At 67.8% G+C, this 25,557-nt stretch carries 31 protein-coding genes; 21 read left to right on the top strand and 10 right to left on the bottom strand.

What is annotated here, in order from left to right; translation table 11 throughout:
- Positions 1-126: 126 nt before the first annotated feature.
- The 4 genes from ACO2RV_RS06075 to hemE all read right to left on the bottom strand — a co-directional run bounded on the left by ACO2RV_RS06075 (position 127) and on the right by hemE (position 3,518).
- Entirely contained in the window at positions 127-492 is a 366-nt protein-coding gene (locus tag ACO2RV_RS06075) for a hypothetical protein (RefSeq protein WP_423290850.1), read from the bottom strand.
- 18 nt (positions 493-510) lie between these two features.
- Positions 511-1,776 (bottom strand): transcription termination factor Rho, encoded by a 1,266-nt coding sequence (rho, locus tag ACO2RV_RS06070; protein ID WP_423290849.1) that lies wholly within the window; start codon positions 1,774-1,776, stop codon positions 511-513.
- A gap of 247 nt (positions 1,777-2,023) precedes the next feature.
- Positions 2,024-2,449: a protoporphyrinogen oxidase HemJ gene (gene hemJ / locus ACO2RV_RS06065; RefSeq protein WP_423290847.1), complete on the bottom strand. Its 426-nt coding sequence runs from the start codon at positions 2,447-2,449 to the stop codon at positions 2,024-2,026.
- Between the two features lie 16 nt (positions 2,450-2,465).
- A complete protein-coding gene (gene hemE / locus ACO2RV_RS06060; RefSeq protein ID WP_423290845.1) occupies positions 2,466-3,518 on the bottom strand; it encodes a uroporphyrinogen decarboxylase in 1,053 nt (350 codons plus the stop codon).
- Positions 3,519-3,819: 301 nt separating this feature from the next.
- On the opposite strand from hemE, the gene ACO2RV_RS06055 reads away from it, so the two are divergent.
- Genes ACO2RV_RS06055 through dnaQ form a run of 5 tightly spaced genes read left to right on the top strand, consistent with a single transcriptional unit; the run spans position 3,820 to position 7,467 of the window.
- Entirely contained in the window at positions 3,820-4,689 is an 870-nt protein-coding gene (locus ACO2RV_RS06055; RefSeq protein ID WP_423290843.1) for a pyruvate, water dikinase regulatory protein, read from the top strand.
- Positions 4,682-5,314 (top strand): Maf family protein, encoded by a 633-nt coding sequence (locus ACO2RV_RS06050; RefSeq protein ID WP_423290841.1) that lies wholly within the window; start codon positions 4,682-4,684, stop codon positions 5,312-5,314. The genes ACO2RV_RS06055 and ACO2RV_RS06050 overlap by 8 nt, the downstream gene beginning before the upstream one ends.
- Positions 5,311-6,156: a shikimate dehydrogenase gene (locus ACO2RV_RS06045; protein WP_423290839.1), complete on the top strand. Its 846-nt coding sequence runs from the start codon at positions 5,311-5,313 to the stop codon at positions 6,154-6,156. Before ACO2RV_RS06050 ends, ACO2RV_RS06045 begins: the two co-directional genes overlap by 4 nt.
- Positions 6,153-6,758: a dephospho-CoA kinase gene (coaE, locus tag ACO2RV_RS06040; protein ID WP_423290837.1), complete on the top strand. Its 606-nt coding sequence runs from the start codon at positions 6,153-6,155 to the stop codon at positions 6,756-6,758. The genes ACO2RV_RS06045 and coaE overlap by 4 nt, the downstream gene beginning before the upstream one ends.
- On the top strand, positions 6,751-7,467 hold the full coding sequence (dnaQ, locus tag ACO2RV_RS06035; RefSeq protein WP_423290835.1) for a DNA polymerase III subunit epsilon: 717 nt from the start codon (positions 6,751-6,753) through the stop codon (positions 7,465-7,467). The genes coaE and dnaQ overlap by 8 nt, the downstream gene beginning before the upstream one ends.
- Positions 7,468-7,522: 55 nt before the next feature.
- Here dnaQ and secB read toward each other — a convergent pair whose 3' ends face one another.
- Entirely contained in the window at positions 7,523-7,990 is a 468-nt protein-coding gene (gene secB / locus ACO2RV_RS06030) for a protein-export chaperone SecB (RefSeq protein ID WP_423290833.1), read from the bottom strand.
- Between the two features lie 452 nt (positions 7,991-8,442).
- Between secB and ACO2RV_RS06025 the strand changes: the two genes are divergently transcribed.
- Genes ACO2RV_RS06025 through ACO2RV_RS06010 form a run of 4 tightly spaced genes read left to right on the top strand, consistent with a single transcriptional unit; the run spans position 8,443 to position 11,461 of the window.
- Positions 8,443-9,177 (top strand): Tim44/TimA family putative adaptor protein, encoded by a 735-nt coding sequence (locus tag ACO2RV_RS06025; RefSeq protein ID WP_423290831.1) that lies wholly within the window; start codon positions 8,443-8,445, stop codon positions 9,175-9,177.
- 12 nt (positions 9,178-9,189) lie between these two features.
- Positions 9,190-10,491: a murein transglycosylase A gene (locus ACO2RV_RS06020; protein WP_423290829.1), complete on the top strand. Its 1,302-nt coding sequence runs from the start codon at positions 9,190-9,192 to the stop codon at positions 10,489-10,491.
- Complete coding sequence (locus tag ACO2RV_RS06015) at positions 10,488-11,099, top strand: Smr/MutS family protein (RefSeq protein ID WP_423290827.1); 612 nt, start codon at positions 10,488-10,490, stop codon at positions 11,097-11,099. Before ACO2RV_RS06020 ends, ACO2RV_RS06015 begins: the two co-directional genes overlap by 4 nt.
- The gene (locus ACO2RV_RS06010) at positions 11,096-11,461 is read left to right on the top strand and encodes a helix-turn-helix domain-containing protein (protein WP_423290824.1); all 366 of its coding nucleotides are present in this window, start codon (positions 11,096-11,098) and stop codon (positions 11,459-11,461) included. Before ACO2RV_RS06015 ends, ACO2RV_RS06010 begins: the two co-directional genes overlap by 4 nt.
- A 66-nt stretch (positions 11,462-11,527) precedes the next feature.
- On the opposite strand, the gene hslU is transcribed toward ACO2RV_RS06010, so the two are convergent.
- The 3 genes from hslU to ACO2RV_RS05995 form a co-directional block, all read right to left on the bottom strand.
- Positions 11,528-12,838, bottom strand: coding sequence for an ATP-dependent protease ATPase subunit HslU (gene hslU, locus ACO2RV_RS06005; RefSeq protein WP_423290821.1), 1,311 nt, complete (start codon positions 12,836-12,838; stop codon positions 11,528-11,530).
- A gap of 132 nt (positions 12,839-12,970) precedes the next feature.
- A complete protein-coding gene (hslV, locus tag ACO2RV_RS06000) occupies positions 12,971-13,516 on the bottom strand; it encodes an ATP-dependent protease subunit HslV (RefSeq protein WP_423290818.1) in 546 nt (181 codons plus the stop codon).
- Positions 13,517-13,634: 118 nt separating this feature from the next.
- The gene (locus ACO2RV_RS05995) at positions 13,635-14,360 is read right to left on the bottom strand and encodes a hypothetical protein (protein ID WP_423290815.1); all 726 of its coding nucleotides are present in this window, start codon (positions 14,358-14,360) and stop codon (positions 13,635-13,637) included.
- A 138-nt stretch (positions 14,361-14,498) separates the two neighbouring features.
- Here ACO2RV_RS05995 and hisB point away from each other — a divergent pair, with 138 nt between their 5' ends.
- The 9 genes from hisB (at position 14,499) to ACO2RV_RS05950 (ending at position 20,957) form a co-directional block, all read left to right on the top strand.
- Complete coding sequence (hisB, locus tag ACO2RV_RS05990) at positions 14,499-15,092, top strand: imidazoleglycerol-phosphate dehydratase HisB (protein ID WP_423290812.1); 594 nt, start codon at positions 14,499-14,501, stop codon at positions 15,090-15,092.
- Positions 15,093-15,094: 2 nt separating this feature from the next.
- Complete coding sequence (locus ACO2RV_RS05985) at positions 15,095-15,595, top strand: DUF2628 domain-containing protein (RefSeq protein ID WP_423290809.1); 501 nt, start codon at positions 15,095-15,097, stop codon at positions 15,593-15,595.
- The gene (gene hisH / locus ACO2RV_RS05980) at positions 15,595-16,254 is read left to right on the top strand and encodes an imidazole glycerol phosphate synthase subunit HisH (protein ID WP_423291062.1); all 660 of its coding nucleotides are present in this window, start codon (positions 15,595-15,597) and stop codon (positions 16,252-16,254) included. The genes ACO2RV_RS05985 and hisH overlap by 1 nt, the downstream gene beginning before the upstream one ends.
- Positions 16,251-16,985, top strand: a complete 735-nt coding sequence (gene hisA, locus ACO2RV_RS05975) for a 1-(5-phosphoribosyl)-5-[(5-phosphoribosylamino)methylideneamino]imidazole-4-carboxamide isomerase (protein ID WP_423290806.1) — start codon at positions 16,251-16,253, stop codon at positions 16,983-16,985. Before hisH ends, hisA begins: the two co-directional genes overlap by 4 nt.
- A gap of 26 nt (positions 16,986-17,011) precedes the next feature.
- Entirely contained in the window at positions 17,012-17,797 is a 786-nt protein-coding gene (hisF, locus tag ACO2RV_RS05970; RefSeq protein WP_423290804.1) for an imidazole glycerol phosphate synthase subunit HisF, read from the top strand.
- 11 nt (positions 17,798-17,808) lie between these two features.
- Complete coding sequence (locus ACO2RV_RS05965) at positions 17,809-18,156, top strand: phosphoribosyl-ATP diphosphatase (protein ID WP_423290802.1); 348 nt, start codon at positions 17,809-17,811, stop codon at positions 18,154-18,156.
- A gap of 126 nt (positions 18,157-18,282) precedes the next feature.
- Positions 18,283-19,242 (top strand): type I pantothenate kinase, encoded by a 960-nt coding sequence (gene coaA / locus ACO2RV_RS05960; RefSeq protein ID WP_423290800.1) that lies wholly within the window; start codon positions 18,283-18,285, stop codon positions 19,240-19,242.
- A gap of 3 nt (positions 19,243-19,245) precedes the next feature.
- Positions 19,246-19,914, top strand: coding sequence for an alpha-ketoglutarate-dependent dioxygenase AlkB (locus tag ACO2RV_RS05955; protein ID WP_423290798.1), 669 nt, complete (start codon positions 19,246-19,248; stop codon positions 19,912-19,914).
- A gap of 83 nt (positions 19,915-19,997) precedes the next feature.
- Entirely contained in the window at positions 19,998-20,957 is a 960-nt protein-coding gene (locus ACO2RV_RS05950; protein WP_423290796.1) for a hypothetical protein, read from the top strand.
- A gap of 56 nt (positions 20,958-21,013) precedes the next feature.
- On the opposite strand, the gene grpE is transcribed toward ACO2RV_RS05950, so the two are convergent.
- Both grpE and hrcA read right to left on the bottom strand, forming a co-directional pair.
- Complete coding sequence (grpE, locus tag ACO2RV_RS05945; protein WP_423290794.1) at positions 21,014-21,622, bottom strand: nucleotide exchange factor GrpE; 609 nt, start codon at positions 21,620-21,622, stop codon at positions 21,014-21,016.
- A gap of 79 nt (positions 21,623-21,701) precedes the next feature.
- A complete protein-coding gene (hrcA, locus tag ACO2RV_RS05940; protein WP_423290792.1) occupies positions 21,702-22,802 on the bottom strand; it encodes a heat-inducible transcriptional repressor HrcA in 1,101 nt (366 codons plus the stop codon).
- Positions 22,803-22,970: 168 nt separating this feature from the next.
- On the opposite strand from hrcA, the gene rph reads away from it, so the two are divergent.
- The 3 genes from rph to hemW are packed head-to-tail and all read left to right on the top strand — an operon-like array spanning position 22,971 to position 25,554.
- Positions 22,971-23,684 carry a ribonuclease PH gene (gene rph / locus ACO2RV_RS05935; protein WP_423290790.1) on the top strand — a complete coding sequence of 238 codons (714 nt, stop codon included), beginning with the start codon at positions 22,971-22,973 and terminating at the stop codon, positions 23,682-23,684.
- 18 nt (positions 23,685-23,702) lie between these two features.
- Positions 23,703-24,350 (top strand): RdgB/HAM1 family non-canonical purine NTP pyrophosphatase, encoded by a 648-nt coding sequence (rdgB, locus tag ACO2RV_RS05930; RefSeq protein WP_423290788.1) that lies wholly within the window; start codon positions 23,703-23,705, stop codon positions 24,348-24,350.
- A complete protein-coding gene (gene hemW / locus ACO2RV_RS05925; RefSeq protein WP_423290786.1) occupies positions 24,343-25,554 on the top strand; it encodes a radical SAM family heme chaperone HemW in 1,212 nt (403 codons plus the stop codon). Before rdgB ends, hemW begins: the two co-directional genes overlap by 8 nt.
- Positions 25,555-25,557 lie beyond the last annotated feature (3 nt).

The raw sequence follows: 25,557 nt of genomic DNA, 5'->3' as shown, positions 1-25,557 counted from the left end.
TGATGGATGGATCGGACGAGAGGGCGATCGCCCGTCCTGAGTCATCTGTGAGGGGCATCATTTCGGCCCCGAATCATTACCGCAGGTTGCCTTTTCAAGACACCTGCCCGGCTAGGTCGCGGAGAGCTAATCGTTGCGGCTGAACCGCATATTGGCGAACATCAGCGGCACCACCAGCACCAGCGCCCCGACCAGGTCCGCCTGGAAGATATAGGCGAGGCCGAGTTCGTCGCGCACCGCCGGCCCGAGCACCGGGTCGGCGAAGTCGGCGACCAGGCTGGAGACGAACAGCGCCGCCGGCACCCAGATCGCCAGCGGCAGCCACCAGCGACGGCACGCCATCACCCAGCTCAGCGCCACCATGCCGATGACGAACAGCCACAGCACCGGCGAGGGCGGCTCGCGCTCGGCCATGCCGGCGTGAGCGGAACCGGCGGCGAGGAAGGGAACGGCCGCGGCGGCGAGAAGAGAAAATGTCCGCTGCGCCACCATGTCCGCCCCCGTCCCGCGTCAGGTATTCATGGAATCGAAGAAATCGCCGTTGGTCTTGGTCTGGCGCAGCTTGTCGAGCAGGAACTCGATGGCATCGACCGTGCCCATCGGGTTCAGGATGCGCCTGAGCACGTACATTTTCTTCAAAACGTCGCTCGGCACAAGCAGCTCTTCCTTGCGGGTGCCGGAGCGGGTGATGTCGATCGCCGGGAAGACCCGCTTGTCCGACACCTTGCGGTCGAGGATGACCTCAGAATTGCCGGTACCCTTGAATTCCTCGAAGATCACCTCGTCCATGCGCGAGCCGGTATCGACCAGCGCGGTGGCGATGATGGTCAGCGAGCCGCCTTCCTCGATATTGCGCGCCGCGCCGAAGAAGCGCTTGGGACGCTGCAGGGCATTGGCGTCGACACCGCCGGTCAGCACCTTGCCGGAGGACGGCACCACGGTGTTGTAGGCACGCCCGAGGCGGGTAATCGAATCGAGCAGGATGACAACGTCGCGCTTGTGCTCGACGAGGCGCTTGGCCTTCTCGATCACCATCTCGGCGACCTGCACGTGACGCTGCGCCGGCTCGTCGAAGGTGGAGGACACCACCTCCCCCTTCACCGAGCGCTGCATGTCCGTGACTTCCTCCGGCCGCTCGTCGATGAGCAGCACGATGAGGTAGCACTCGGGATGGTTGGTGGTGATGGACTGCGCGATGTTCTGCAGCAGCACCGTCTTGCCGGTACGCGGCGGCGCGACGATGAGGGCGCGCTGGCCTTTGCCGATCGGCGCCACGACATCGATGATGCGGGCGGAGAAATCCTTGCGGGTCGGATCCTCGATCTCGAGCTTGAAGCGCTCGTCGGGATAGAGCGGCGTCAGATTGTCGAAATTGATCTTGTGCCGGATCTTCTCGGGGTCTTCGAAATTGATCGTGTTGACCTTGAGAAGGGCGAAGTAGCGCTCGCCGTCCTTGGGCGAGCGGATCTGCCCCTCGACCGTGTCACCGGTGCGCAGGCCGAAGCGGCGGATCTGCGAGGGCGACACATAGATGTCGTCGGGACCGGGCAGATAATTGGCGTCCGGCGAGCGTAGGAAGCCGAAGCCGTCGGAAAGGATCTCGACGACGCCTTCACCGATGATGTCGGTGTCCTTGGCGGCGAGCTGCTTGAGGATAGCGAACATCAGCTCCTGCTTGCGCAGCGTGCTGGCGTTCTCGACCTCCAGCTCTTCCGCGAAGACGAGCAGTTCGGCCGGATTTTTGGACTTGAGGTCCTGGAGCTTCATTTCCCCCATGGGAAAAAGGCCTCGGTCATTGGATTGGTCCCGGTCGAGCGTGAAGAAGCTGCCGGAACGAATAGGGAAGGGAAGCGCTGGTCTGAGGACGCAGCCGGCGTGAAAACCGGCCCTCTGTCCGACACACCCGCCGACACCGGGGAAGATGTCGGTCAAAGCGGAGCGTCAGCCAGCTTCGTGGAAGTGACGGCACCATAGGCAAAGCGACGATTCGGCGCAAGCCCGCCGTCGAGCCTCTTGAAACAGCTCAAAAAGGCTTAACGATGACGAGGATCACGATGGCGATCATCAAGAGCGTCGGCACTTCGTTGGCCACACGGTAGAAGCGCTGCGACCGGGTGTTGCGGTCGGCGGCGAAATCCTTGACCCGCGCGCTCAGAAACCCATGAAAGCCGCTCATGGCGAGCACCAGCGCGAATTTGGCGTGGAACCAGCCGGAGAGATACCAGCCGCCATCCCAGGCGAGCCAGAGCCCGGCGAGCCAGGTGACGGTCATCGCCGGGTTGATGATCGCCTTGAGCAGGCGCCGCTCCATCACCTTGAAGGTTTCCGATTTGGCTGAGCCTACCGGCGCCTCGCAGTGATAGACCATCAGCCGCGGCAGATAGAGCATTCCCGCCATCCAGGAGATGACGGCGATCACATGCAGCGCCTTGATCCAGTCGTAGAGCATGGCGCGTCCCGCTCCCTCAGCCCCGCACCCGGGCGATCATCTGCTCGACATGGGCGATCGGCGTTTCCGGCCTTATGCCGTGGCCGAGATTGAAGATATGCGCCGCGCCGTGGAAATCCTGCATCAGCGCGTCGATGGCGCGGTCGAGCGCGCCACCGCCGGCGATCAGGGTGAGCGGATCGAGATTGCCCTGCAAGGCCACCTTTCCGCCAAGCGCCAGCCGCGTCGCGGGGCGTTCCGCCGTCCAGTCCAGCCCAACGGCGTTCACGCCGCTCACCCGCACGAGTTCGGTCAGCCCCTGCAACGTTGCGCCCTTCGGGAAGGCAATGATGCGGGCGTCCGGCACTTCCGCCCGCACCGCCTGCACGATGCGGGTGATCGGCTCGATGCTCCAGAGCCGGAAGGCTTCCGGATCGAGCACGCCGGCCCAGCTGTCGAAGATCTGCACCGCGTCGGCGCCGGCCTTCAGCTGCCCGATGAGATAGCGGGCCGAGGTCTGGACCAGCCGGTCGATCAGCGCGGTGAAGAAGGCCGGGTCACGCAGCGAGGCGAGCCGCGCCGGCGCCTGGTCCGGCGTGCCGCGTCCGGCGATCATGTAGGTCGCCACCGTCCAGGGCGCGCCACAGAAGCCGAGCAGCGTGGTCTCTTCCGGCAGTTCCTGGCGGATGCGGCCCACGGCTTCCAGCACGCGGTCGATCTTGGAAGCATCCAGCTCGTCACGCAGGGCGTTCAGCTCGGCGAGATTGGTCACCGTGCTGAGGCGCGGCCCCTCGCCGGCCTCGAAGGAGAGATCGCAGCCCAGCGCGTGCGGCACGACGAGAATGTCGGAGAACAGGATCGCCGCATCGAAGCCGAAGCGGCGGATCGGCTGGAGCGTCACCTCGACCGCATGGTCGGGCGTGTAGCACAGGGTGAGGAAGTCGCCGGCCTTCTCGCGGACCGCCCGATATTCCGGGAGGTAGCGGCCCGCCTGGCGCATCATCCAGATCGGCGTGCGATCGGGCACATGCCCATCCAGCGCCTGGCTTACGATCCGCTGGCCTGACTTTCCTTCCCCAAGCCTCTTCATACTTATTTAATCTCTTTTGAATCTAGTTGTCTGTGTTTAGGCATGGGCATTAGCGCTGTTCCCAGCCGTTCACAACCAAGCCCCAGTCCAGCACGCGCCAACGTCGTCGCGGCGGTTTTGAATCTCACGCTTCATCAAGGGCTTGTGAGAGTGCGGCGGATTATCCACGCAGTTCCCCGCCTGTGCGTTGATCTTGCTCACAGGTGGCTGGCCTGTGGAGGGCAAACCGACATATCCCCAATGCGGACTTGCTAACCCGTCCGGCCCATGGCTTGTTCCCAGACTATGCACAGCCCTGTGGATGACCGGCGTGACTGATGCCACCCGCCCGGCGGAAAGCTACTACCACCTTCATCTCGTGTCGGATTCCACCGGCGAGACGCTGATCAGCGTCGGCCGCGCCGCGGCCGCGCAGTACAGCGGCGTGCGGCCCATCGAGCATGTGTATCCGCTGGTGCGCATGCACAAGCAGCTCGACAAGGTCATCAGCGACATCGAGGAATATCCCGGCATCGTGCTCTACACGCTGACCGAGCCGGAGCTGCGCAACCGGCTGAAGACCTATTGCACCGAGAACAGCGTTCCCGTGCTGTCGGTGCTGGCTCCTGTGGTGCGGCTGTTCCAGGCCTATCTCGGTGGCGCGCCGACTCCGCGCGTCGGCGGTCAGCATCAGCTCGACGGCGAATATTTCCGCCGCATCGACGCGATGAACTTCACCGTCATGCATGATGACGGCCAGCACACGGACGGGCTGGAAGCCGCCGACGTCGTGCTGCTCGGCATTTCGCGCTCATCCAAGACCCCGACGAGCATCTATCTCGCCAATCGCGGCATCAAGACCGCCAATATCCCATTGGTGCCGAGCATTCCGGTGCCGGCCGGTCTTTCCGAGTTGCGGCGGCCGCTGGTCGTCGGGCTCGTCGCCTCGGCCGAGCGCGTGGTGGAGATCCGCCGCAACCGGCTGCTCGGGCTGAATGCCGCCCAGCCGCACGACGCCTATATCGACCGCGAGGCGGTGGCGGAGGAGATCGCCTTTTCGCGTCGGCTCTGCGCCAAGAATGGCTGGCCGGTGATCGACGTCACACGGCGCTCGATCGAGGAAACTGCGGCGGCGATCATCGCCCTGCTGAAGGAGCATCAGCGCAGGATTTCCGAGGCTGCCGGTGGCTGATACGCCGTTCCACAATCCGCTCTGGCGCGGGAATGCCCCGCTCGTGCTGGCGTCGAAAAGCGCGGCGCGGCGAGGGCTGCTCGAAGCTGCCCGTCTGCCGTTCGAGGCGATTTCCGTCGAGGTGGATGAGCGCGCTTTGGAAGCCGCCGAAGTCGCGAAAGGCGCCGAGCCTGCCGCGATCGCCGGCGTGCTGGCCCGTGCCAAGGCGCGGACGGGCAGCGCTCTATGTCCCGGCCGGCTCGTCATCGGGGCTGACCAGACGCTGGCGCTGGACACCGAAGCCTTCCACAAACCGGCCAATCTTGCCGCGGCTAGGCTGCAACTGCAGCGCCTGTCCGGCGGCACGCATGCACTGCACTCCGCGATCGCCATCGCAGCCGATGGCGAGGTGCTGTTCGAGACGGTGGAGTCCGCCTATCTTTCCATGCGCGGGCTCGATGTCCCAGCGCTCGACGCCTATCTCGCGGCGGCAGGCGAGACGGTGCTCGCCAGTGTCGGCGGCTATCAGCTGGAGGGGCTGGGCATCCATCTGTTCGAGCGCATTGCCGGCGATCATTCGGTGATCCTCGGCCTGCCGCTGCTGCCGCTTCTGTCTTTCCTGCGTCGTCGCGGAGATCTGCTGTGACCCGTCGCGCCGCCATCATCGGCCATCCCGTCGCCCATTCGCGCTCGCCCCTCATCCATGGCTATTGGCTGAAGCAGCACGGCATCGACGGCGATTACGGGCGGCTGGATGTAGCGCCCGACGAGATCGAGGCTTTCCTCGGTGATTTCCCCGCCAGCGGCCTTGTCGGCGCCAATGTCACCGTGCCGCACAAGGAAGCCGCCTTCCGCGCCGCCCAGGAGCGTGATCCCGTCGCGCAGGCGCTCGGCGCGGTCAACACGCTGTGGCTGGAGAATGGCACGCTGCACGGCGCCAATACCGACGTGCACGGCTTCCTCGCCAATCTCGACGCCGCCGAGCCGGAATGGGCGCGCGCGCTGGGCGAAGCGGTGGTGCTGGGTGCCGGCGGCGCCGCGCGTGCCGTGGTCTACGGGCTGATCAACCGCGGCGTCGACCGCGTGGTGGTGGCAAACCGCACCCTCGCCCGCGCCGAGGCGCTGCGCCAGCAGTTCGGCGCGCGCGTTCTGCCGGTGTACTGGCGCGACCTCGCCGGCCGGCTGGATGGCTGCCGCCTGCTCGTCAACACCACCTCGCTCGGCATGAAGGGCCAGCCGCCGCTCGATGTCGATCTGTCCGCCCTGTCGCCGGACGCGCTGGTGAGCGACATCGTCTATGTCCCGCTGGAGACGCCGCTGCTCAAGGCGGCGAAGGCGCGCGGCCTCAAGACCGTGGACGGCCTCGGCATGCTGCTGCACCAGGCGGTGCCGGGCTTCGAGCGCTGGTTCGGTGTGCGCCCGGAGGTGACGCCCGAATTGCGCGCGCTCGCCGTCGCCGACCTCGCCGCCAAGGGCCAGCTGGCGTGAAGACGCCCTTCCGCCTCGGCCTCACCGGCTCGATCGGCATGGGCAAGTCCACCACCGCCGGCATTTTCCGCGAACTCGGCGTGCCGGTGCACGATGCCGACGCCGCCGTGCATGCGATCTATGGCGAGGAGGGAGTCGCCCCGGTCGAGGCGGCGTTTCCCGGCGTGACGCAGGGCGGACGCATCGACCGCGCGCTTCTCGGTGCCCGTGTGCTCGGTGATGACGCGGCGATGAAGCGGTTGGAATCCATCGTGCATCCGCTGGTGCGGGCCCGCGAGACGGCGTTTCTGGAACGCGCTGCCGAAGCCGGCGAGGACATCGCCGTACTGGACATCCCCCTGCTCTATGAGACCGGCGCGGCCGGGCGGGTCGACGCCGTTCTCGTCGTCACCGCGCCGGAATCTGTGCAGCGGGCCCGCGTTCTCGCCCGCCCGGGCATGACGGAAGACAAATTAGCAGTGATCCTGTCGCGACAGCTGCCTGATTCGGAAAAGCGCCGCCGCGCGGACCATGTGATCGACACCGGCCATGGGCTCGCCCATGCCCGGTCGGAGGTGGCCGCGCTGCTGGCGCTGCTGCGCAAGGGGAAAACCGATGCGTGAGATCGTCCTCGATACCGAGACCACCGGGCTCAATCCCTTGACCGGCGACCGGCTGGTCGAAATCGGCTGCGTGGAGATCTACAACCGCATCCCGACGGGACAGGTCTTCCACGTCTACATCAATCCCGAGCGCGACATGCCGGTGGAGGCGTTCAACGTCCACGGCCTGTCCGCCGAGTTCCTCGCAGACAAGCCGCTTTTCGCGCAGGTGGTGGACGATTTCCTTGCCTTCATCGGCGACGACCCGCTGGTCATCCACAACGCCGCTTTCGATATCGGCTTCATCAATGCCGAATTGGGCAAGGTCGGGCGCAAGGCGCTGACCTTCGACCGCGTGGTCGACACGCTGAGCCTTGCCCGCCGACGCCATCCCGGTGCCTCGAACCGGCTCGACGACCTGATGTCGCGCTATGGCATCGACAGCTCGCGCCGCACCAAGCACGGCGCGCTGCTGGATTCCGAGCTGCTGGCGGATGTCTACGCGGAACTGTGCGGCGGCAAGCAGACGGCGCTGAGCCTCACCGTCACGGAAAGCAGCGCGGCGGCTGCCGAACGGCGCGAGGCGGGCCCGCGCCAGCGTCCACGGCCCCTGCCCCCCCGCGGCACGGCCGAGGAGATCGCGGCGCACGAGGCTTTTGTGGCCACGCTGGGCGATGCGGCGCTCTGGAAGGAATACACCGCAGAAAGCGAAACGGCCGCGACGGCATAAGCCGGCGGCCGTTCCAGATCAGCGATGAAGCCGGCCCCTTGGGACCGGCAGGGCCTCAGGACGCCAGGATGTTGCTCGGCGGGGTCTTCGCCATGCGCTGGCGATACAGCGTCACGAAGTCGACCGGGTCGATCATCAGCGGCGGGAAGCCGCCATTGCGCACGGTGTCGGCGACGATCTGCCGCGCGAAGGGGAACAGCATGCGCGGGCATTCGATCAGGATGAACGGGTGCAGCGTCTCCTGCGCCACGTTCTGGGCGCGGAAGATGCCGGCATAGACCAGCTCGACGGCGAACAGCGTCTTGCCGTTCAGCTCGGCCTTGGCCTCGATCTTCAGCTCGACCTCGTATTCGGCGCCTTCACGCACCGGGCGCGCATTGACGTTGATCTGGATGCCGATCTGCGGCTGGCCACCGATGACCAGCGTCTCGGGCGCGCCCGGATTCTCGAAGGAAAGGTCCTTCGTGTACTGGGTCAGCACCTGCAGCGTGGGCATCGTGGCGGCGGTTTCGTTCTCGGCCATCAGCAATCTCCGTGCCCGGCGCGCCGGGGAGGGCGCCGGCGTCTGTGCCGCGCGGTCGGCCGTGCCGCCGCGATCGGGCTTCAAAAAGGGCGCGTGTGGCTAACACGGTTGCCGTTCGCTCACAAGGCGGCGGCCGTCCGGGCCAGCCAGGGGCCGGTGCCGGCGCCCGCCGGAACGGCCGCTGCGTGGTCAGCCGATGTCCGATCCGGGGTTGGCGTCGGCCGCGCCCTTGCACTACTCTTTCGAATTCGCGCCGGTAAATAACCACTTTTCCGCGTGAAGTGATGACCTAGCGGCATTGTCAGGCTGGCGAAATCGGCCGGACATCGTAAATAGACTCGGGTGGCAGGCTCGGACCGCTTCCGCTGGAAACGGCCGTGCCGCGCACCACATCCATTGAGAGGCCTCGCCGGAACAGGTTCCGACGGGGCGAACCAACGGCGGCGTGCAACGTGTTCGACATCTATACGATCATCTTCCTGGCCCTGGCCGTATTCATCTTCATACGGCTGCGCAGCGTGCTGGGACAGAGGACCGGGCGCGAGCGGCCGCCCTATGACCCCTATTCGCGCCGCGACGCCGCCAAGGCCCCGGTCGGGGCCTCGGACAAGGTGGTGAACTTTCCCGGCACGCCCGAGCCGGCCAACCTTCCCGAGCCGGTGGAGCCGGTCGACATCAGCGAGCCGGGCGAGCCGGCGCCCGCCCGCTGGGCGGGTGTGGCCGAGGTCGGCTCGGCCGTCGCCAACGGGCTCGACGCCATTGCCGGGCAGGAGCGCGGCTTCAACGTCCAGCATTTCATCGGCGGCGCGCGCGCGGCCTATGAGATGATCGTCGTCGCCTTCGCCAATGGCGACCGGGCGGCGCTGAAGGACCTTCTCGCCCGCGAAGTGTTTGACGGCTTCAATGCCGCCATCACCGACCGCGAGCGGCGCGGCGAGAAGATGGAGACACAGTTCGTCGGCATCGAGAAGGCCGACATCATCGAGGCTGGCGTCAAGGCCCGCACGGCGCAGATCACCGTGCGCTTCCTGTCGCAGCTCATCTCGGTGACGCGCGACCAGAACGGCCAGGTCATCGACGGCGATGCCGAGCAGGTGGCCGACGTCACCGATGTGTGGACCTTCTCGCGCGACCTCGGCGCGCGTGATCCGAACTGGAAGCTGGTCGCCACCGAAGCGGCTTCGTGAGATTATGGCGGCGTGCGCGCTGCTCTCCTCATCCTCCTTGCGTCCTGCGTCCTGACGGGATCGCCCCTGTTCCCGGTTCTCGGGGGCGGGCAGGGTCTTGCGCGCGCGGCGACCGGCGCTGCGCCGGTGCTGTTCCCGCAGGCCTCGCTGGAGCCGATTGCCTTCGCCGATCTTCCGGGCTGGCGGAGCGAGGACGGCGGCGATGGCGTGGCTGAAGCCTTCGCCGCCTTCCGCCGCAGCTGCGCCAGCATCCGCCGCAAAGGCGACCTGGTGGATCCGCCGCGCCCGGTATTCACCGCGTTGCGCCCGATTTGCCGCCACGCCGCGCGCCTGCCCGCGCACCCTCCGGTGAAGGCTGCGCGGGCGTTCTTCGAGCACGAGTTCCGCCCCTTCCTCATCGCCGGCGTCGACCAGGCGCAGGGCTTTCTCACCGGCTATTACGAGCCGGAGATCGAAGGCTCGCGCGTGCCGACGGCCGAGTTCGCCACGCCGCTCTATCGCCGCCCGCCCGATCTCGTCGTCGAGGCGCCGCCGAAAGACGGTCCGCCGTCGAACCGGGGCAAGGCATTCCGGCGCGTCGACGGCGTGCTGGAGCCCTATTACGACCGCGCCGCCATCGACGACGGCGCGCTGAAGGGCAAGGGGCTGGAACTAGTGTGGATCCGCAATCCTGCCGACGCCTTCTTCGCCCAGATCCAGGGCTCGGTGCGGGTGCGCCTGCCCGACGGCGACGTGCTGCGGCTGAACTATGACGGGCACAACGGCCAGCCCTATACGCCGGTCGGCCGCCTCCTCGTCGAGCGCGGGCTGGTACCGCGCGAGAAGATGTCGATGGACGCCATCCGCGCCTATATCTCCGACCACCCGGAGGAGGGGCGCGAACTGATGCGGCAGAACCGCTCCTATGTCTTCTTCCGCATCGCCGGCGACCTGAAGGCGGATGACGGCGCGGTCGGCGCGCAGGGCCTGCCGCTCGCCGCCGGCCATTCCATCGCGGTGGACCGGCTCATCCATGTCTACGGCACCCCGTTCTTCATCGACGCCGCCCTGCCGACCGGTGAAGGCGGCGCGGCCGAGCCGTTCCAGCGGCTGGTGATCGCGCAGGACACCGGCTCGGCGATTATCGGGCCGGCGCGGGCGGACATCTTCTTCGGCGCGGGCGATGACGCCGGGGCGAAAGCCGGGCGCATCCAGCATCCCGGCCGCTTCGTCGTGCTGCTGCCGCGCGCGCTCGATCCGGCGCGTCATCGCGTGCCCTTGCCGAGGCCGCGCCCGGTCATCCCCGCCGCCGCGAACGTTTCGGATACGCAATGAGCAGCGGAGACACAGAAGGCAAGCCGCGTTCGCGCCGCCGCCGGCCGCTGGCGGCGGAGGAAAAGGCGCTGTGGGAGCATGTCACCCGCTCGATCGACCGGCTGCGCCCGGCGCCGAAACTCGCCGCACCCGTCGTCCCGCCCGCGCCGGAGCCGGCCGAAGCGCCCCCGTCGCCGAATCCCCGCAAGCCCCCGGTCATGTCCCTGCCGGCACGGGCGGAGAAGCCTCCGGTAAAGCCGCCCTTGACGCCGCTCGCGCCGCTGGAGCCGAAGATGCGCCGCCGCCTGACGCGGGGCGCCGAGGTCGATGCGCGGCTCGATCTGCATGGCCTGACGCAGGCCGCCGCACATGGCCGGCTGATCGCCTTCCTGCGTGGCGCGCAGGGGTCGGGCCATTCGCTGGTGCTGGTCATCACCGGAAAGGGCGACGCTTCCGCCGGTTTTCACCACGAGGGAGGGCGCGGCGTGCTGCGCCGCCTGGTGCCGCAATGGCTCGCCGCGCCGGAGCTGCGCGCCGTGGTGGTCGGCTTCGAGACCGCCGGACGCGGCCATGGCGGGGAGGGCGCGCTGTATGTCCGGGTGCGCCGCCATCGCGAGGGCGGACGATGACGCCGTTCGGCCGCCGCATGCGCGAACTGCGGGCCGAGCGCGGCGTCACCCTGTCGCAAATGGCGGAAACCATCGGCGTTTCGGCGGCCTATCTCTCGGCGCTGGAGCACGGCAAGCGCGGCCAGCCAACCTTCATGATGCTCCAGCGCATCATGGCCTATTTCAACGTCATCTGGGACGAGGCCGAAGCGCTGCGCCTGCTGGCGGAAATCTCCGATCCGCGCGTGGTGGTCGACACCGCCGGCCTCTCGCCGGAGGCGACGGAGCTGGCGAACCTGCTGGCCCGCGAGATCGCCACCCTGCCGCCCGAGGGGGTGGCCGAACTGCTCGGCCGGCTCAAGATCCTCAGCCGGCCCGGTTAGAGGCCGCCCCTGTTTCACATGAAACAGGGGCCCAAGCTGCCTTGAGAGGTTCGTTCCGGAGCCGAGTCAAAGGATGTAGCGGCTGAGGTCCGTGTTGCCGGCGAGGTCCGCCACGCGCTCGCGCACATAGGCGCCGTCGATCACCAGCGTCTCGCCGGCGCGGTCCGGCGCGGTGAAGGACAACTCGTCCAGTACCCGCTCGATCACGGTTTGCAGCCGTCGCGCGCCGATATTCTCGACGCTGGCATTCACCTGCACCGCAATGTCGGCGATGGCCTCCACCGCATCCTCGGTGATGGTGAGCGTCACGCCTTCCGTACCCATCAGCGCCACCGACTGCTTGACGAGGCTGGCCTCGGTCTCGGTGAGGATGCGGGTGAAATCCTCGCGGGTCAGCGCTTCCAGCTCGACGCGGATCGGCAGTCGGCCCTGCAACTCGGGGAGCAGGTCCGAGGGCTTCGACACATGGAACGCGCCGGAGGCGATGAACAATATGTGGTCGGTCTTCACCGGCCCGTGCTTGGTGGAGACCGTGGTGCCCTCGATCAGCGGCAGCAGGTCGCGCTGCACACCCTCGCGCGACACGTCGGCGCCGCCGCGTCGCTCCGAGCCGGCGATCTTGTCGATCTCGTCGAGGAAGACGATGCCATTCTCCTCCACCGCGCGGATGGCGTCCTGCACGATGGCGTCCTGGTCGATCAGCTTGTCGGCTTCTTCCGAGAGCAGCAGCGGATGGGCGTCCTTGACCGTGACGCGGCGCGGCTTGGAGCGGCCGCCAAACGCCTTGCCGAGCATGTCGCCGAGCGAGACGGCGCCCATCTGCGCGCCCGGCATGCCGGGAATCTCGAACATCGGCATGCCCTGGCCGCCGCCGGAGGTGATCTCGATCTCGATTTCCTTGTCGTCCATCAGCCCGTCGCGGAGCTTCTTGCGGAAGCTCTCGCGGGTGCCGGGCGAGGCGGTGGCGCCCACCAGCGCATCGAGCACGCGCTCCTCGGCGGCGAGATGCGCTTTGGCCTCCACGCCCTTGCGCCGCGCATCGCGCATCAGTCCGATGCCGACCTCCACGAGGTCGCGCACGATCTGCTCGACATCGCGCCCGACATAGCCGACCTCGGTGAACTTGGTCGCCTCGACCTTGAGGAAGGGCGCGCCCGCGAGCTTGGCGAGGCGGCGGGAAATCTCCGTCTTGCCGACGCCGGTCGGGCCGATCATCAGGATGTTCTTGGGCAGAACCTCCTCGCGCAGCTGGCCCTCCAGCTGCTGGCGCCGCCAGCGGTTGCGCAGCGCGATGGCGACCGCCCGCTTGGCCTTGTGCTGGCCGACGATGTAGCGGTCGAGCTCGGAGACGATTTCGCGGGGCGAGAAATTGGTCATGAATCCGGTCTTCTGATTGGAGCCGTCATCCTGGCCGCAGCCCGAAGGGCGAAGAGCCGGGATGGTAAGCCGAGACGTGTGGAACCTGAAAGCGATCCCGGCTCGGCCCAATGGGCCGCCCGGGACGACGTGCTATCCGATCGTCTCAACCACCACGTTCTGGTTGGTGTAAATGCAGATATCGGCGGCGATCGACAGGCTCTTGCGCACGATCGCCTCGGGGTCCTGCCCGCTATCGGCGAGCGCGCGCGCGGCCGCCAACGCAAAGCCGCCACCCGAGCCGATGGCGGCGATGCCGTTCTCCGGCTCCAGCACGTCGCCGGTGCCGGTGAGCACCAGCGTCACATTGGCATCCGCGACGATCATCATCGCTTCCAGCCGGCGCAGATAGCGGTCGGTGCGCCAGTCCTTGGCAAGCTCGACCGCGGCGCGCTGCAACTGGCCGGGATACTGCTCCAGCTTGGTTTCCAGCCGCTCGAACAGGGTGAAGGCGTCGGCCGTGGCGCCGGCGAAGCCGCCGATCACGTCGCCCTTGCCGAGGCGGCGCACCTTGCGGGCGTTCGACTTCATCACGGTATTGCCGAGCGTCACCTGCCCGTCGCCGCCTATGGCGACGCGCCCGCCCGCGCGGACGGAGACGATGGTGGTGCCGTAGATCGTGTCGGGGGAGTGCTTCATTCGGGGAGCTCTGCGTGCAGGCTTGGGTCGAGAGCCTTACTTAAGCCGTCGCGGCGCCAGCGCAACTCGGGGGTGCGCACCCGGCGTCAGGGACGGCGGTGCAGCGATATGGACGCCGTCAGGCGAGTTTCGCCTCGGGATAGTATCGTTCCATGAGGGTCGAGAAGTGTGCCCATACATAGTCGACAATGGCGGGCGGCAGCTCGCGCCGCCAACCATCGGCGTCGCCGGAGCGGTAATGTGAGGCGTCGTTCACCTCCCCTACCCGTCGGCCGGCAAATTTTTCAAACCCGAACTCGTCCGGGGAAGGCAGCAGCAAGCCCTCCATGCCAGCTCGGTCACGGATGGCATCAAGGAAAGCACCAACGTCCGCCACGATGCTCTCCATACGCAGCGTCACGATACGCTCGTCGTCGAAGTTCCAGCCGTGCAGAGCGTGCAGAGGTCCCGGAGTCGAGGGATAGAACTCCGCCGATTCCAGGAAACTCAGGGTAAGCAGCATCCCCGTCACGCGGTCTTGAGAGTTGAGGATCCGACGCTGCTTCTCCAGCGCCACCCATCCATCAGTTGGGTGAGTGCTCAGATGCGAGAAATAGGCCGAGGAGATGATGCTGAGCGGATTGCGAATGATGTGGAAGCTGGGCGCGTGGAGTTGTGCGGACACCGTTGCATAGTCCGAGTTGGTCAACAGCGACAGGTCGTGTTCCCTAGACGGAACGGCGGTACCGTGATGAGAATGATAGCAGCTGAGACCATTCAGTTCGCAGATGCGGGCCACAAGGCTGCCCAGCCATGTGCTGGCGCATTTATGATGCGTGAGAAAATTCATCCGGTTCTTATTCATGAGACGAATTCAGTTCCGCAAGAGAGATCAACCGGCACCTACTGCACAAGCTGCAAAAACTGCATTGTGACAGAGTGATATGGCATCGCAAGAGCATAGCTGCTAAGACGCCGGCTCTTCCGGGAGCTCGATTTGCCCATGCGTACGGCCAGCATCACCCGCGCCACCAAGGAAACGCAGATCCGCCTCTCCGTCGATCTCGACGGCACGGGGAAGGCGACGGTCGCGACCGGGGTCGGCTTCTTCGACCACATGCTGGACCTCTTGGCCCGCCATTCGCGCATCGACATGACCATCGAGGCGACCGGCGACCTGCACATTGATTTTCACCACACGGTGGAGGATGTCGGCATCGCGCTCGGCCAGGCGATCCGCACCGCGCTGGGCGACATGCGTGGCATCACCCGCTATGCCAGCCTGCATCTGCCGATGGACGAGACGCTGACCCGCGTCGCGCTCGACATTTCCGGCCGCCCCTTCCTCGTGTTCCGCACCGAATTCGCGGTGGCCAAGATCGGGGAGTTCGACACCGAGCTGGTGCGCGAGTTCTTCCAAGCCTTCGCTATCAATGCCGGCCTGACGCTGCATGTCGAGACCTTGTACGGCAGCAACGCGCACCATATCGCGGAGAGCTGCTTCAAGGGCCTCGCACGGGCGCTGCGCGCTGCGGTGGCGATCGATCCGGCGGCGGCAGGGGAAATCCCCTCCACCAAGGGCAGTCTGGGCGGCTGATCATGACGATCTTTACCGTTTTCGAGCCGGAGAATGCCGACGCTGCCTCCAGCCTCGCGCAATGGGCCGACGGCGTCGCGCTGGTGCCCGAGCGCCTCATATGGACCGCCATCCCCTTCGCGCCGCTGGTGCTGCTGGCGCACCGGCTGTGGTTCGCGCTGCTCGGCTACGCGCTGGTGCAGGGGCTGATCGTCGGCGCCGTGCTCTGGTTCGATCTCACCTCCGACGCGCTGGTGCTTTTGCCTTTAACGAACGTCGCGGTGGCGGTGCTGCTGCCGGGCCTGCGCCGCGCCAAGCTGGCGGCTGCCGGCTATGAGGAGGTCGGCGTGGTCGTCGCCCCGTCGCTGGAAGCGGCCGAGCAGCGCTATATCGAGGCGCGGCTGGGCGGCGTCTCCTTCGGCGGGTCGGCGCGCGCGCCGCTGCCGGCCGAGCGCTATGCCCTCGCCGCCCATCCCGCGTCCGAGCGCCCGGTGCTCGGCCTGTTCCCGGAGGCGAGCCGATGATGCCACCCGCGCCTGTCGCCCTCATCGATTACGGCTCCGGCAATCTCCATTCCGCCGGCAAGGCGCTGGAGCGCGCCGCCCGCGAGAGCGGCACCGACAAGGCCGTGCTGGTGACCGCCGATCCGGACGTGGTGCGCCGCGCCGACCGCATCGTGCTGCCCGGCGTCGGCGCCTATGCCGATTGCCGGCGCGGTCTCGATGCCGTGCCCGGCATGGTGGAGGCGCTGACCGAAGCGGTGCTTGAGCGCGGTCGCCCGTTCCTCGGCATCTGCGTCGGCTTGCAACTGCTGGCCTCGCGCGGCCTGGAGCACGGCGTGACCGAGGGCCTGGGCTGGATCGAGGGCGATGTGGTGAAGATCGCCCCGTCCGATCCCGCGCTGAAGATCCCGCATATGGGGTGGAATTCGCTGAATCTCGTCCGTCCGCACCCGATCCTCGAAGGCATCGCCATTGGCGAGGACGGGCTCGACGCCTATTTCGTCCATTCCTACCATCTCGAAGCGGCCAACGCCGCCGAGGTGATCGCCACTAGCGACTATGGCGGCGCCATCACCGCCGTCGTCGGTCGCGACAATATCGCCGGAACCCAGTTCCATCCCGAGAAGAGCCAGCGCCTCGGCCTCGCCCTCCTCGCCAATTTCCTCAAGTGGACGCCGTGATCCTCTTTCCCGCCATCGATCTCAAGGAAGGCAAGTGCGTGCGCCTGCAACAAGGCGACATGGCGCGTGCCACCGTGTTCAACCACGACCCGGCCCAGCAGGCCGCGCAGTTCGAGCGCCAGGGCTTCCGCTATCTGCATATCGTCGACCTCGACGGCGCCTTCGCCGGCAAGCCGGTCAATGCCGAGGCGGTCGATCGCATTCTGGAATCGGTGACGATGCCGGTGCAACTGGGCGGGGGCATACGCGACCTCGCCGGCGTCGAGGCGTGGCTCGCCAAGGGCATCACCCGCGTCATCCTCGGCACGGCGGCGGTGCGCGACCCGGCCTTCGTGAAGGAGGCGGCGAAGCGCTTTCCCGGCCGCGTCGCCGTCGGGCTCGACGCCAAGGACGGGCGCGTGGCGGTGGAAGGCTGGGCGGAGACCTCCGACCTCACGGCGCTGGAACTGGCGCAGCGCTTCGAGGATGCCGGCGTCGCCGCCATCATCTACACCGACATCGCCCGCGACGGCCTGCTGAAGGGCCTCAATCTCGACGCCACCATCGCACTGGCCGAGGCCATCTCCATTCCCGTCATTGCCTCGGGCGGTCTCGCCTCGCTGGACGACGTAAAGGCCCTCTTGGAGCCGCGCGCGAAAAAGCTCGAGGGCGCCATCACCGGCCGTGCGCTCTATGATGGCCGGCTCGACCCCCATGCCGCGCTGGCGCTGGTCGCCGGGTTGCCGGCATGAGCGGGGCAATGGTCAGCGGAGATTCCATGCTCAAGGTCCGCGTCATCCCCTGCCTCGACGTGAAGGACGGCCGCGTCGTCAAGGGCGTGAAGTTCGTCGATCTGCGCGATGCCGGCGATCCTGTCGAGGCGGCCAAGGCCTATGACGCGGCCGGGGCGGACGAGCTCTGCTTCCTCGACATCACCGCCAGCGTCGAGGCGCGCAGCACGCTGATCGACGTGGTGAGCCGTACCGCCGAGCAGTGCTTCATGCCGCTCACCGTCGGCGGCGGCGTGCGCACGGTGGAGGACATCCGCGCGCTGCTCAATGCCGGCGCCGACAAGGTGTCGATCAACACTGCCGCGGTGAACCGGCGCGAATTCGTGCGCGAGGCGGCGGAGAAGTTCGGCGAACAGTGCATCGTCGTCGCCATCGACGCCAAGAAGGTCTCGGAAGCCGGCGAGCCTGACCGCTGGGAAATCTTCACTCATGGCGGGCGCAACCGCACCGGCCTCGACGCGGTGGAATATGCGAAGGAGGTCGTCGCGCTCGGCGCCGGCGAGATCCTGCTCACCTCGATGGACCGCGACGGCACCGGCGAGGGCTTCGACCTCGCTTTGACGCGCGCCATTTCCGACGCCGTCACCGTGCCGGTCATCGCCTCGGGCGGCGTCGGCACGCTCGATCATCTGGTCGATGGCATCCGGCAGGGCGGCGCTTCCGCCGTGCTGGCAGCGTCGATCTTCCATTTCGGCACCTTCACCATCGGTGCCGCCAAGGAACGCCTCGCGCAGGCCGGGCTTCCGGTGCGCGTCGGCGGCAGCGATTTGTGAAGGAAGCCGCTATGGCGCAAGACCCGGCCAACCCTGCCGTCCGCGTGAGCCTGGAAGACCTCGCCGCCATCGTCGCCCGCCGCGCGAGCGACGAGAACGCGGCGTCCTATACCCGCACGCTGCTCGCCAAGGGCGTCGCCAAATGCGCGCAGAAGCTCGGCGAGGAGGCGGTCGAGACGGCGCTGGCCGCCGTCGGCGATGATACCAAAGCCGTCATATCCGAGGCCGCCGATCTTCTCTACCATCTGGCCGTGTTGCTACAGGCGCGCGGCGTGGCGCTGGAAGAGGTCTATGCCGAACTGGGACGCCGGACCGGCCAGTCGGGCCTTGAGGAGAAGGCCTCCCGCCGGGGCGCCTGAGAGGATGGCTCGGGCGGTCGTTTCTGGCCGCCGGGGTACCAGTACTAAAGTCGTAGCTGTTGTGGTATGTGGTCGACCAAAGCTCGGCGGCCTTAATGCTCGGGCGAAGTTCCGGGAAACGCGCCGATGGATATGAAGCTCGACGGTCAGGGGCTGTCGCCCTTTCGCAATTTCACGCGGGCCGAATGGGCCTCCTTGCGTGCCGATACCCCGCAGCCGCTCGGGCCGGAGGAGGTCGTCCGGTTGCAGGGTCTCAATGACCGGCTGTCGATCGCCGATATCGAAGAGATCTACCTGCCGCTCTCGCGCCTGCTCTCCATGTATGTCGGTTCGGCGCAGAAGCTGTTCCGCGCCATGCAGAAATTCCTCGGCCCCGAGGAAGGCGGCAAGATGCCCTACATCATCGGCGTCGCCGGCTCGGTGGCGGTGGGCAAGTCCACCACCTCGCGCGTGCTGCAGGCGCTGCTGGGGCGCTGGCCCAACACGCCGAAGGTCGCGCTGGTGACGACCGACGGCTTCCTGCTGCCCAACGCCATTCTGGAGCAGGAAGGGCTGATGGGCCGCAAGGGCTTCCCGGAAAGCTACGACCTGCCGGCGCTGCTGCACTTCCTGTCCGACATCAAGGCCGGGCGGCGGCCGGTGCGCGCGCCGGTCTACAGCCATTTCAACTACGACGTGACGCCGAACGCGATGGTCGAGGTCGACCAGCCGGACATCCTCATCGTCGAGGGGCTGAACGTGCTGCAGACCTCGCGCCCCCCAAAGGACGGCAAGGGCATCCCCTTCGTCTCCGACTTCTTCGACTTCAAGATCTATATCGATGCCGACGAGGCGATCCTCGAGCGCTGGTATGTCGAGCGCTTCATGCGCCTGCGCGAGACCGCGTTCCGCGATCCGGCGGCGTATTTCCATCGCTATTCCAGCCTCTCCGACGCGGAGGCCGACGCCACCGCGCGCTCGATCTGGCGCACCATCAACCTCGCCAATCTGCGCGAGAACATCCTGCCGACCCGCCAGCGCGCCGATCTCATCCTGCGCAAGGGCGGCGACCATGAGGTCGAGGCGGTGTCGCTGAGGAAGCTCTGAGGCATGGCGCCCGCCAGTACCGCGCCGATCGAGGTCGCGCCGGGCTGCCTGTGGTGGCCGGGCTGGCTCGACCGGGCGGGGCAGGAGGCGCTGGCGGAAGACATCCGCCAGGTGCTGGCGCAGGCGCCGCTGTTCACCCCACGCATGCCGCGCACCGGCAAGCCGTTCTCGGTGCGCATGTCGAATTGTGGTCCGCTCGGCTGGGTGTCGGACCAGACCGGCTATCGCTACCAGCCGACCCATCCCGAGACCGGGCAACCCTGGCCGCCTTTTCCGGACGTCCTGAAGCGCGCCTGGCGTGAACTTGCCCGCGAATTTGCCGGCACGGCACTGGCACCGGAAGCCTGTCTCATCAACTGGTACGCGCCCGGCGCCCGCATGGGGCTGCATCAGGACCGCGACGAGCAGGAGTTCAGGGCCCCTGTACTGTCGCTGTCGCTCGGCGATACCGCCCTGTTCCGCGTCGGCGGCGCGGCGCGCTCGGACCCGACCCGCTCGATCCGGCTGGTCTCGGGCGACGCGCTGCTGCTCTCGGGCCCGAGCCGGCTCGCCTTCCATGGCATCGACCGCATCCTGCCGGATTCCTCGACCCTGCTGCGCCAGCCGGGCCGCATCAATCTGACGTTACGTCGCGTCCGTCCGGCGGAAGATGGCGAAATTCTGCCTATTTGAGCGTAGACAAGGACGTATCCGCCATCTTCTGGTCGAATGATCGCCGACCCGACCCCGCCGCCGTGGCATCCGAAGGACATCGAATGCGCCGTCTGATCCGAGCCCGTCTCTTTCGGGCCCTCGCCGCCGGCCTCGTGCTGGCCGCCGTTTCCCTCCCCGCCGCCGCGCAGGCCGTCTTCCCCAATCAGGGCACGGTCGGCCTGGTCCCGCCTCCCGGCATGGCGGAAATCCCCAATGTCAGCGGCTTCGAAGACCGCGAGGCGCGCGCGGCCATTCTCATTCTTGAGTTGCCGGTCGCCGCGTTCGGCGAGATTTCGACGACGTTCCGTCCGGAGTCCCTGCAAAACCAGGGGGTGACCATCGAATCGCAGCGCGACCTCACGCTGGGCGGCGGCGAGAAGGCCATTCTGCTGACCGGCTACCAGAGCGTCGGCGCGAACGCGCTGAAGAAGTGGATCCTGTTCGCCGCCGGCAAGCATGCCACGGCGATGGTCACGGTGCAGTTTCCCGAAGCAGCTTCGGCGCGCTACCCTGATTCGGTGGTCGAGGCGGCGCTGAAAAGCGTCGTGTTCCGCGCTCCGCCCAGCCAGGAGGAGATGCTGGCGCGCTTGCCCTTCACCATCGGCGATCTGCAGGGCTACAAGGTGCTGCAGGTACTCGGCGGTTCGGCCGTGCTGCTGTCGAAGGGCGATGCGGCAGCGGGACCTGCCGGCGCGCTGCCCTATTTCATCGTCGCCATCGCGCGCGGCGAGATTCGCGAGGATGATCGGGACAGCCTTGCCAGGCGCGCCATTGCCAGCGTGCCGGGCGTGAAGAATCTGCGCGTCGAGCGTGGCGGAGCACTGCGCATCGGCGGGCAGCCCGGCTATGAGCTGCTCGGCGCCGCCGAGGACATCCAGAGCGGCAAGCCGCTGAAGGTGGTGCAATGGCTGCGCTTCGGCCGCGCCACCTATCTGCGCATGGTCGGCGTGGCGCCGGCGGACGGCTTCAGCACCGACTTCGACAGCATGCGCGCCCTGCGCGACAGCATCGAGCCGCGCTGAAACGTCCCGCCGTCCGTATCGATGAAACGGACGGCGGCTTTGCCAGGGCTTGGGAGTTATGCCTGCGGGGCGTTGGTATCCACCGGCGCGGCCTTGGGGCCGCCCTTGGAGACCCCGACCAGCGCCGGGCGAAGCACGCGCCCACCGATGGTGTAACCCGGCTGGATCACCTGCACGACCGTGCCGGAGGGCAGCTCGGCATTCGGTACTTCGAACATGGCCTGGTGCAGGTTCGGGTCGAACTTGGTACCTTCCGCCTCGATCTTGGCGACGCCATGCTTGGTCAGCGTCTGCGTCAGCGCGCGGGAAGTGAGGTCGATGCCGTCCAGCAGCGTCTTCAGCGTGCCCTCGGCCTTCTCGCGCGCCTCGGCATCGATGGCGGCGAGCGCGCGCTCGAAATCGTCGGCCACGGTCAGCACGTCGCGGGCGAAGCCGGTGATGCCGTAGAGCTTGGCGTCGGCGACTTCACGCTCGGCACGGCGGCGGACATTGTCGGCCTCCGCGAAGGCGCGCAGGAACTTGTCCTTCAGGCTCGCGACCTCGGCCTCGAGGCGCTCCTTCTCGGCCGCGAACAGGGCGGCGATGTCCTCCGGCGCGGCCGCGCTGCCCTCGGGGGCGACCGAAACGTCGGGCTGTTCCGCCGGGTTGCGGGTGTCTTCGCTCATAGGTACCTCGTCGGGAATGGATTATCCGCGCGGCAATGTCGTGCGGACGCCCGCCATATCGGGTCGCGGGCGAGAAAAATCAAGCTGCGTCAATCCCCGGACCCGCGAGAACCCGGCTCACGACGCGCGCGGTGAAGTCCACCATCGGCACGATGCGGGCATAGTTCAGCCGCGTCGGCCCGATCACGCCGAGCACGCCGACCACCCGTCCCTGCCCGTCGCGATAGGGCGCGACGATGGTGGAGGAGCCCGACAGCGAGAACAGCTTGTTCTCCGAGCCGATGAAGATGCGCAGCCCCTGCGCCTCCTCGGCGCGGCCGAGCAGGTCGACCACTTCCTGCTTGGATTCGAGGTCGTCGAACAGCAGGCGGATGCGCTCCAGATCCTCGATGGCCCGGAGATCGTGCAGCAGCCGGGTCTGGCCGCGCACGATCAGCCGCCGCTCGGCCTTGTCGCCGCCCGACCAGCTGGCAAGTCCGGTTTCCACCACGCGGGCGGTGATCTCGTCGAGCTCCGCGCGGCGCTCGGCCAGCGCGCGCTCGACCTCGAGCCGGACCTCGGCAAGGGTGCGCCCGCGGGTGCGGGCGTTGAGGAAGTTGGTCGCCTCGACCAGCGCGGAGGCCGGCAGCCCGATCGGCAGCGGCACCAGTCGGTTCTCCACCTCGCCATCCTCGGAGACGAGGATCAGCAGTGCCCGCGTCGGGTCGAGCGGCACGAATTCGATATGCTTGAGCCGGCCGTCGCTCTTGGCGGTGGTCACCACGCCGGCGCCGCGGGTGAGTCCGGAGAGCATGTTGGTGGCTTCCGCCAGCACGCCCTCGACCGTCTGCGCCTTGGCGGCGGCGCGCACCTGTGTCTCGATCGAGTTGCGCTCCTCCTCCGAGACGTCGCCGATCTCCAGGAGCGCGTCGACGAAGAAGCGCAGGCCACGCTCGGTGGGCAGCCGCCCGGCGCTGGTGTGCGGCGCGAAGATCAGCCCGGCCGCTTCCAGGTCCGCCATCACGTTGCGCACCGAGGCGGGCGACAGCGTCATGGGGATGAGGCGCGAGATGTTGCGCGAGCCCGCCGGCTCGCCGGTCGCCAGATAGGTCTCGACGATCTGGCGGAAGATTTCGCGCGAGCGCTCGTCCAGCCGGGCGAGCTGCGGGGCGGTGGCGGAGAGCAGGGGATCAAGAGCCATAGCCGAACCTATCACGTCAGCGGTGCCATTTCGGTGCGTGGCACACCACATATTTCGGCAATCGTATCGGTGGTTCAAGCGAGGGGGTGGCGACGCCCGCGAACGCGGCGTTGCGCCCGACCCTCGCCCCCCTTACAAGGGCCGCCACAGGTCAAGGAGAACCCCCGCATGCGCCCTTCCCGCCGCTCTTCCGACGAGATGCGAGCCGTCAGCTTCGAGCGTGGCGTGCTGCGGCATGCCGAGGGCTCCTGCCTCGTCAAGTTCGGCGAGACCCATGTGCTCGTCGCCGCCACGCTGGAAGAGCGTCTGCCGCCCTGGCTGAAGGGGCAGGGGCGCGGCTGGGTCACCGCCGAATACGGCATGCTGCCGCGCGCCACCCATGAGCGCACCCGCCGCGAGGTGACGGCCGGCAAGCCTTCCGGCCGCACCCAGGAAATCCAGCGCCTCATCGGCCGCTCGCTGCGCGCGGTGGTCGATCTGGAAAAGCTCGGCGAGCGCCAGATCACCGTGGACTGCGATGTGATCCAGGCCGATGGCGGCACCCGCACCGCCTCGGTCACCGGTGCCTGGGTGGCGCTGCATGACTGCCTGTCCTGGATGAAGTCGCGCGGCATGATCCCGACGATCCCGCTGCGCGATCACCTCGCCGCCGTCTCCTGCGGCATCGTCGAAGGTGAGCCGCGGCTCGACCTCGATTACGCCGAGGATTCGCAGGCCGAGACCGACTGCAATTTCGTGATGACCGGCGCCGGTGGCTTCGTCGAGCTTCAGGGCACGGCGGAGAAGACCCCCTTCACCGAGGCCGAATTCAACGCCATGCTGGGCCTCGCCCGCAAGGGCGTGAGCAAGCTGGTCGACCTGCAGAAGCTCGCAGTGGCCTGAGAGGCGAAGACCCGAGCGATGGAACAGCCCCGCCGCCTGACCGGCAAGATCGTCATCGCCACGCATAATCCCGGCAAGCTGGAGGAGATGCGCAGCCTGCTGGCGCCTTATGGCGTGGAGGCGGTCTCCGCCGGCGATCTCGACCTTCCCGAGCCGGAGGAAACCGGGCTCACCTTCGCGGAGAACGCGCGCATCAAGGCGATCTCGGCCGCCAACGCCACCGGCCTGCCGGCCTTCGCCGACGATTCCGGCCTGTGCGTCGACGCGCTGGGCGGTGCGCCGGGTCTCTACACAGCCCGCTGGGCCGGGCCGGAGAAGGACTTCTACAAGGCCATGTCGCAGGTCGAGGAAGGCTTGCGCGAGGCCGGCGCCGAGGAGCCCGAGGACCGCCGTGGCTTCTTCATCTCCGCGCTCTGCGTGGCCTGGCCGGACGGCCATGTCGAGGATTTCGAGGGCATCGTGGAGGGCACGCTGGTCTGGCCGCCGCGCGGCCCCGCCGGCTTCGGCTATGATCCGATGTTCCAGCCGGACGGTCACTCGCGCACCTTCGGCGAGATGAGCGGCGAGGAAAAGCACGGCCTGCCGCCGCGCGGCAAGGGCCTGTCGCACCGCGCCCGCGCCTTCATTGCGCTGGCGGAGACCTGCTTCGGGGCGAAATTTGACTGACCCCTTTTCCCGCGCGGCCGATCTCCGCGCGGAAGATGCGCGCGCCGCGCCGCCGCCGCTCGATCCCGGCTTCGGGGTCTATGTGCACTGGCCGTTCTGCAAGGCGAAGTGCCCCTATTGCGATTTCAACTCGCATGTCCGCCACTCCCCGCCCGACCAGGCGCGCTTCATCGCCGCCTTCCGCGCCGAGATCGCCCATACCCGCGCGCGCATCGGCCAGCGGCGGACGCAGAGCGTGTTCTTCGGCGGCGGCACGCCTTCGCTGATGGAGCCGGGCACCGTCGGCGCCATTCTCGACGCCATCCACGACGCCTGGCCGCTCGATGACCGCGCCGAGGTGACGCTGGAGGCCAACCCGACCAGCGTCGAAGCCGGGCGCTTCCGCGGCTATCGCGCGGCCGGCGTCAACCGGGTTTCGCTCGGCGTGCAGGCGCTGGACGATGCCTCGCTCAGGGCGCTCGGGCGCATGCACAGCGCGGACGAGGCGCTGGCCGCCGTTGCGGTGGCGCGCGCGGCGTTCGAGCGTGTGTCGTTCGACCTCATCTATGCCCGCCCCGACCAGACGCCGGACGCCTGGGCCGCCGAACTGAGGCGCGCCATCGGCGAGGGCTGCGAGCATCTCTCGCTCTACCAGCTCACCATCGAGGAGGGCACGCCCTTCGCCGCCCTGCATGCGGCGGGCAAGCTGGTCATTCCCGATGGCGATGCCGGCCGCGAGTTGTGGGACGTGACGCAGGAAACCACGGCGGCGGCGGGTCTGCCGGCTTATGAGATTTCCAACCATGCCCGCCCCGGCGCCGAGAGCCGGCACAACCTTTTGTACTGGCGCTATGGCGAATATGCCGGCGTCGGCCCTGGCGCGCATGGTCGCCTCGACACGCCGGAAGGCCGGGTTGCCACCTCCACCGAGCGCGGGCCGGAAGCCTGGCTTGCCCGCGTCGAGGAAGCCGGCCACGGTGTCGTCGCCGACGAAGCGCTGGTCCGTTCCGAACAGGCCGACGAATTGCTGCTGATGGGCCTGCGGCTGAAGGAAGGCATCGACCCGCAGCGCTTCGCCCGGCTCGCCGGCCGCGCCCTCGCGCCCGAGCGGCTGGCGGCGCTGGTCGCGGAAGGACTGGTGGAGGCGATGCCGGATGGCCGCCTGCGCGCCACGCCCTACGGCTTCCCGGTGCTCGACGCCATCGTCGCCGATCTGGCGGCGTGAACG

The organism is Ancylobacter sp. VNQ12 (assembly GCF_049445835.1).
Classification (GTDB): domain Bacteria; phylum Pseudomonadota; class Alphaproteobacteria; order Rhizobiales; family Xanthobacteraceae; genus Ancylobacter.
Note: the sequence above shows the minus strand (reverse complement) of the source record. Positions and strands in the feature narration are given on the sequence as shown.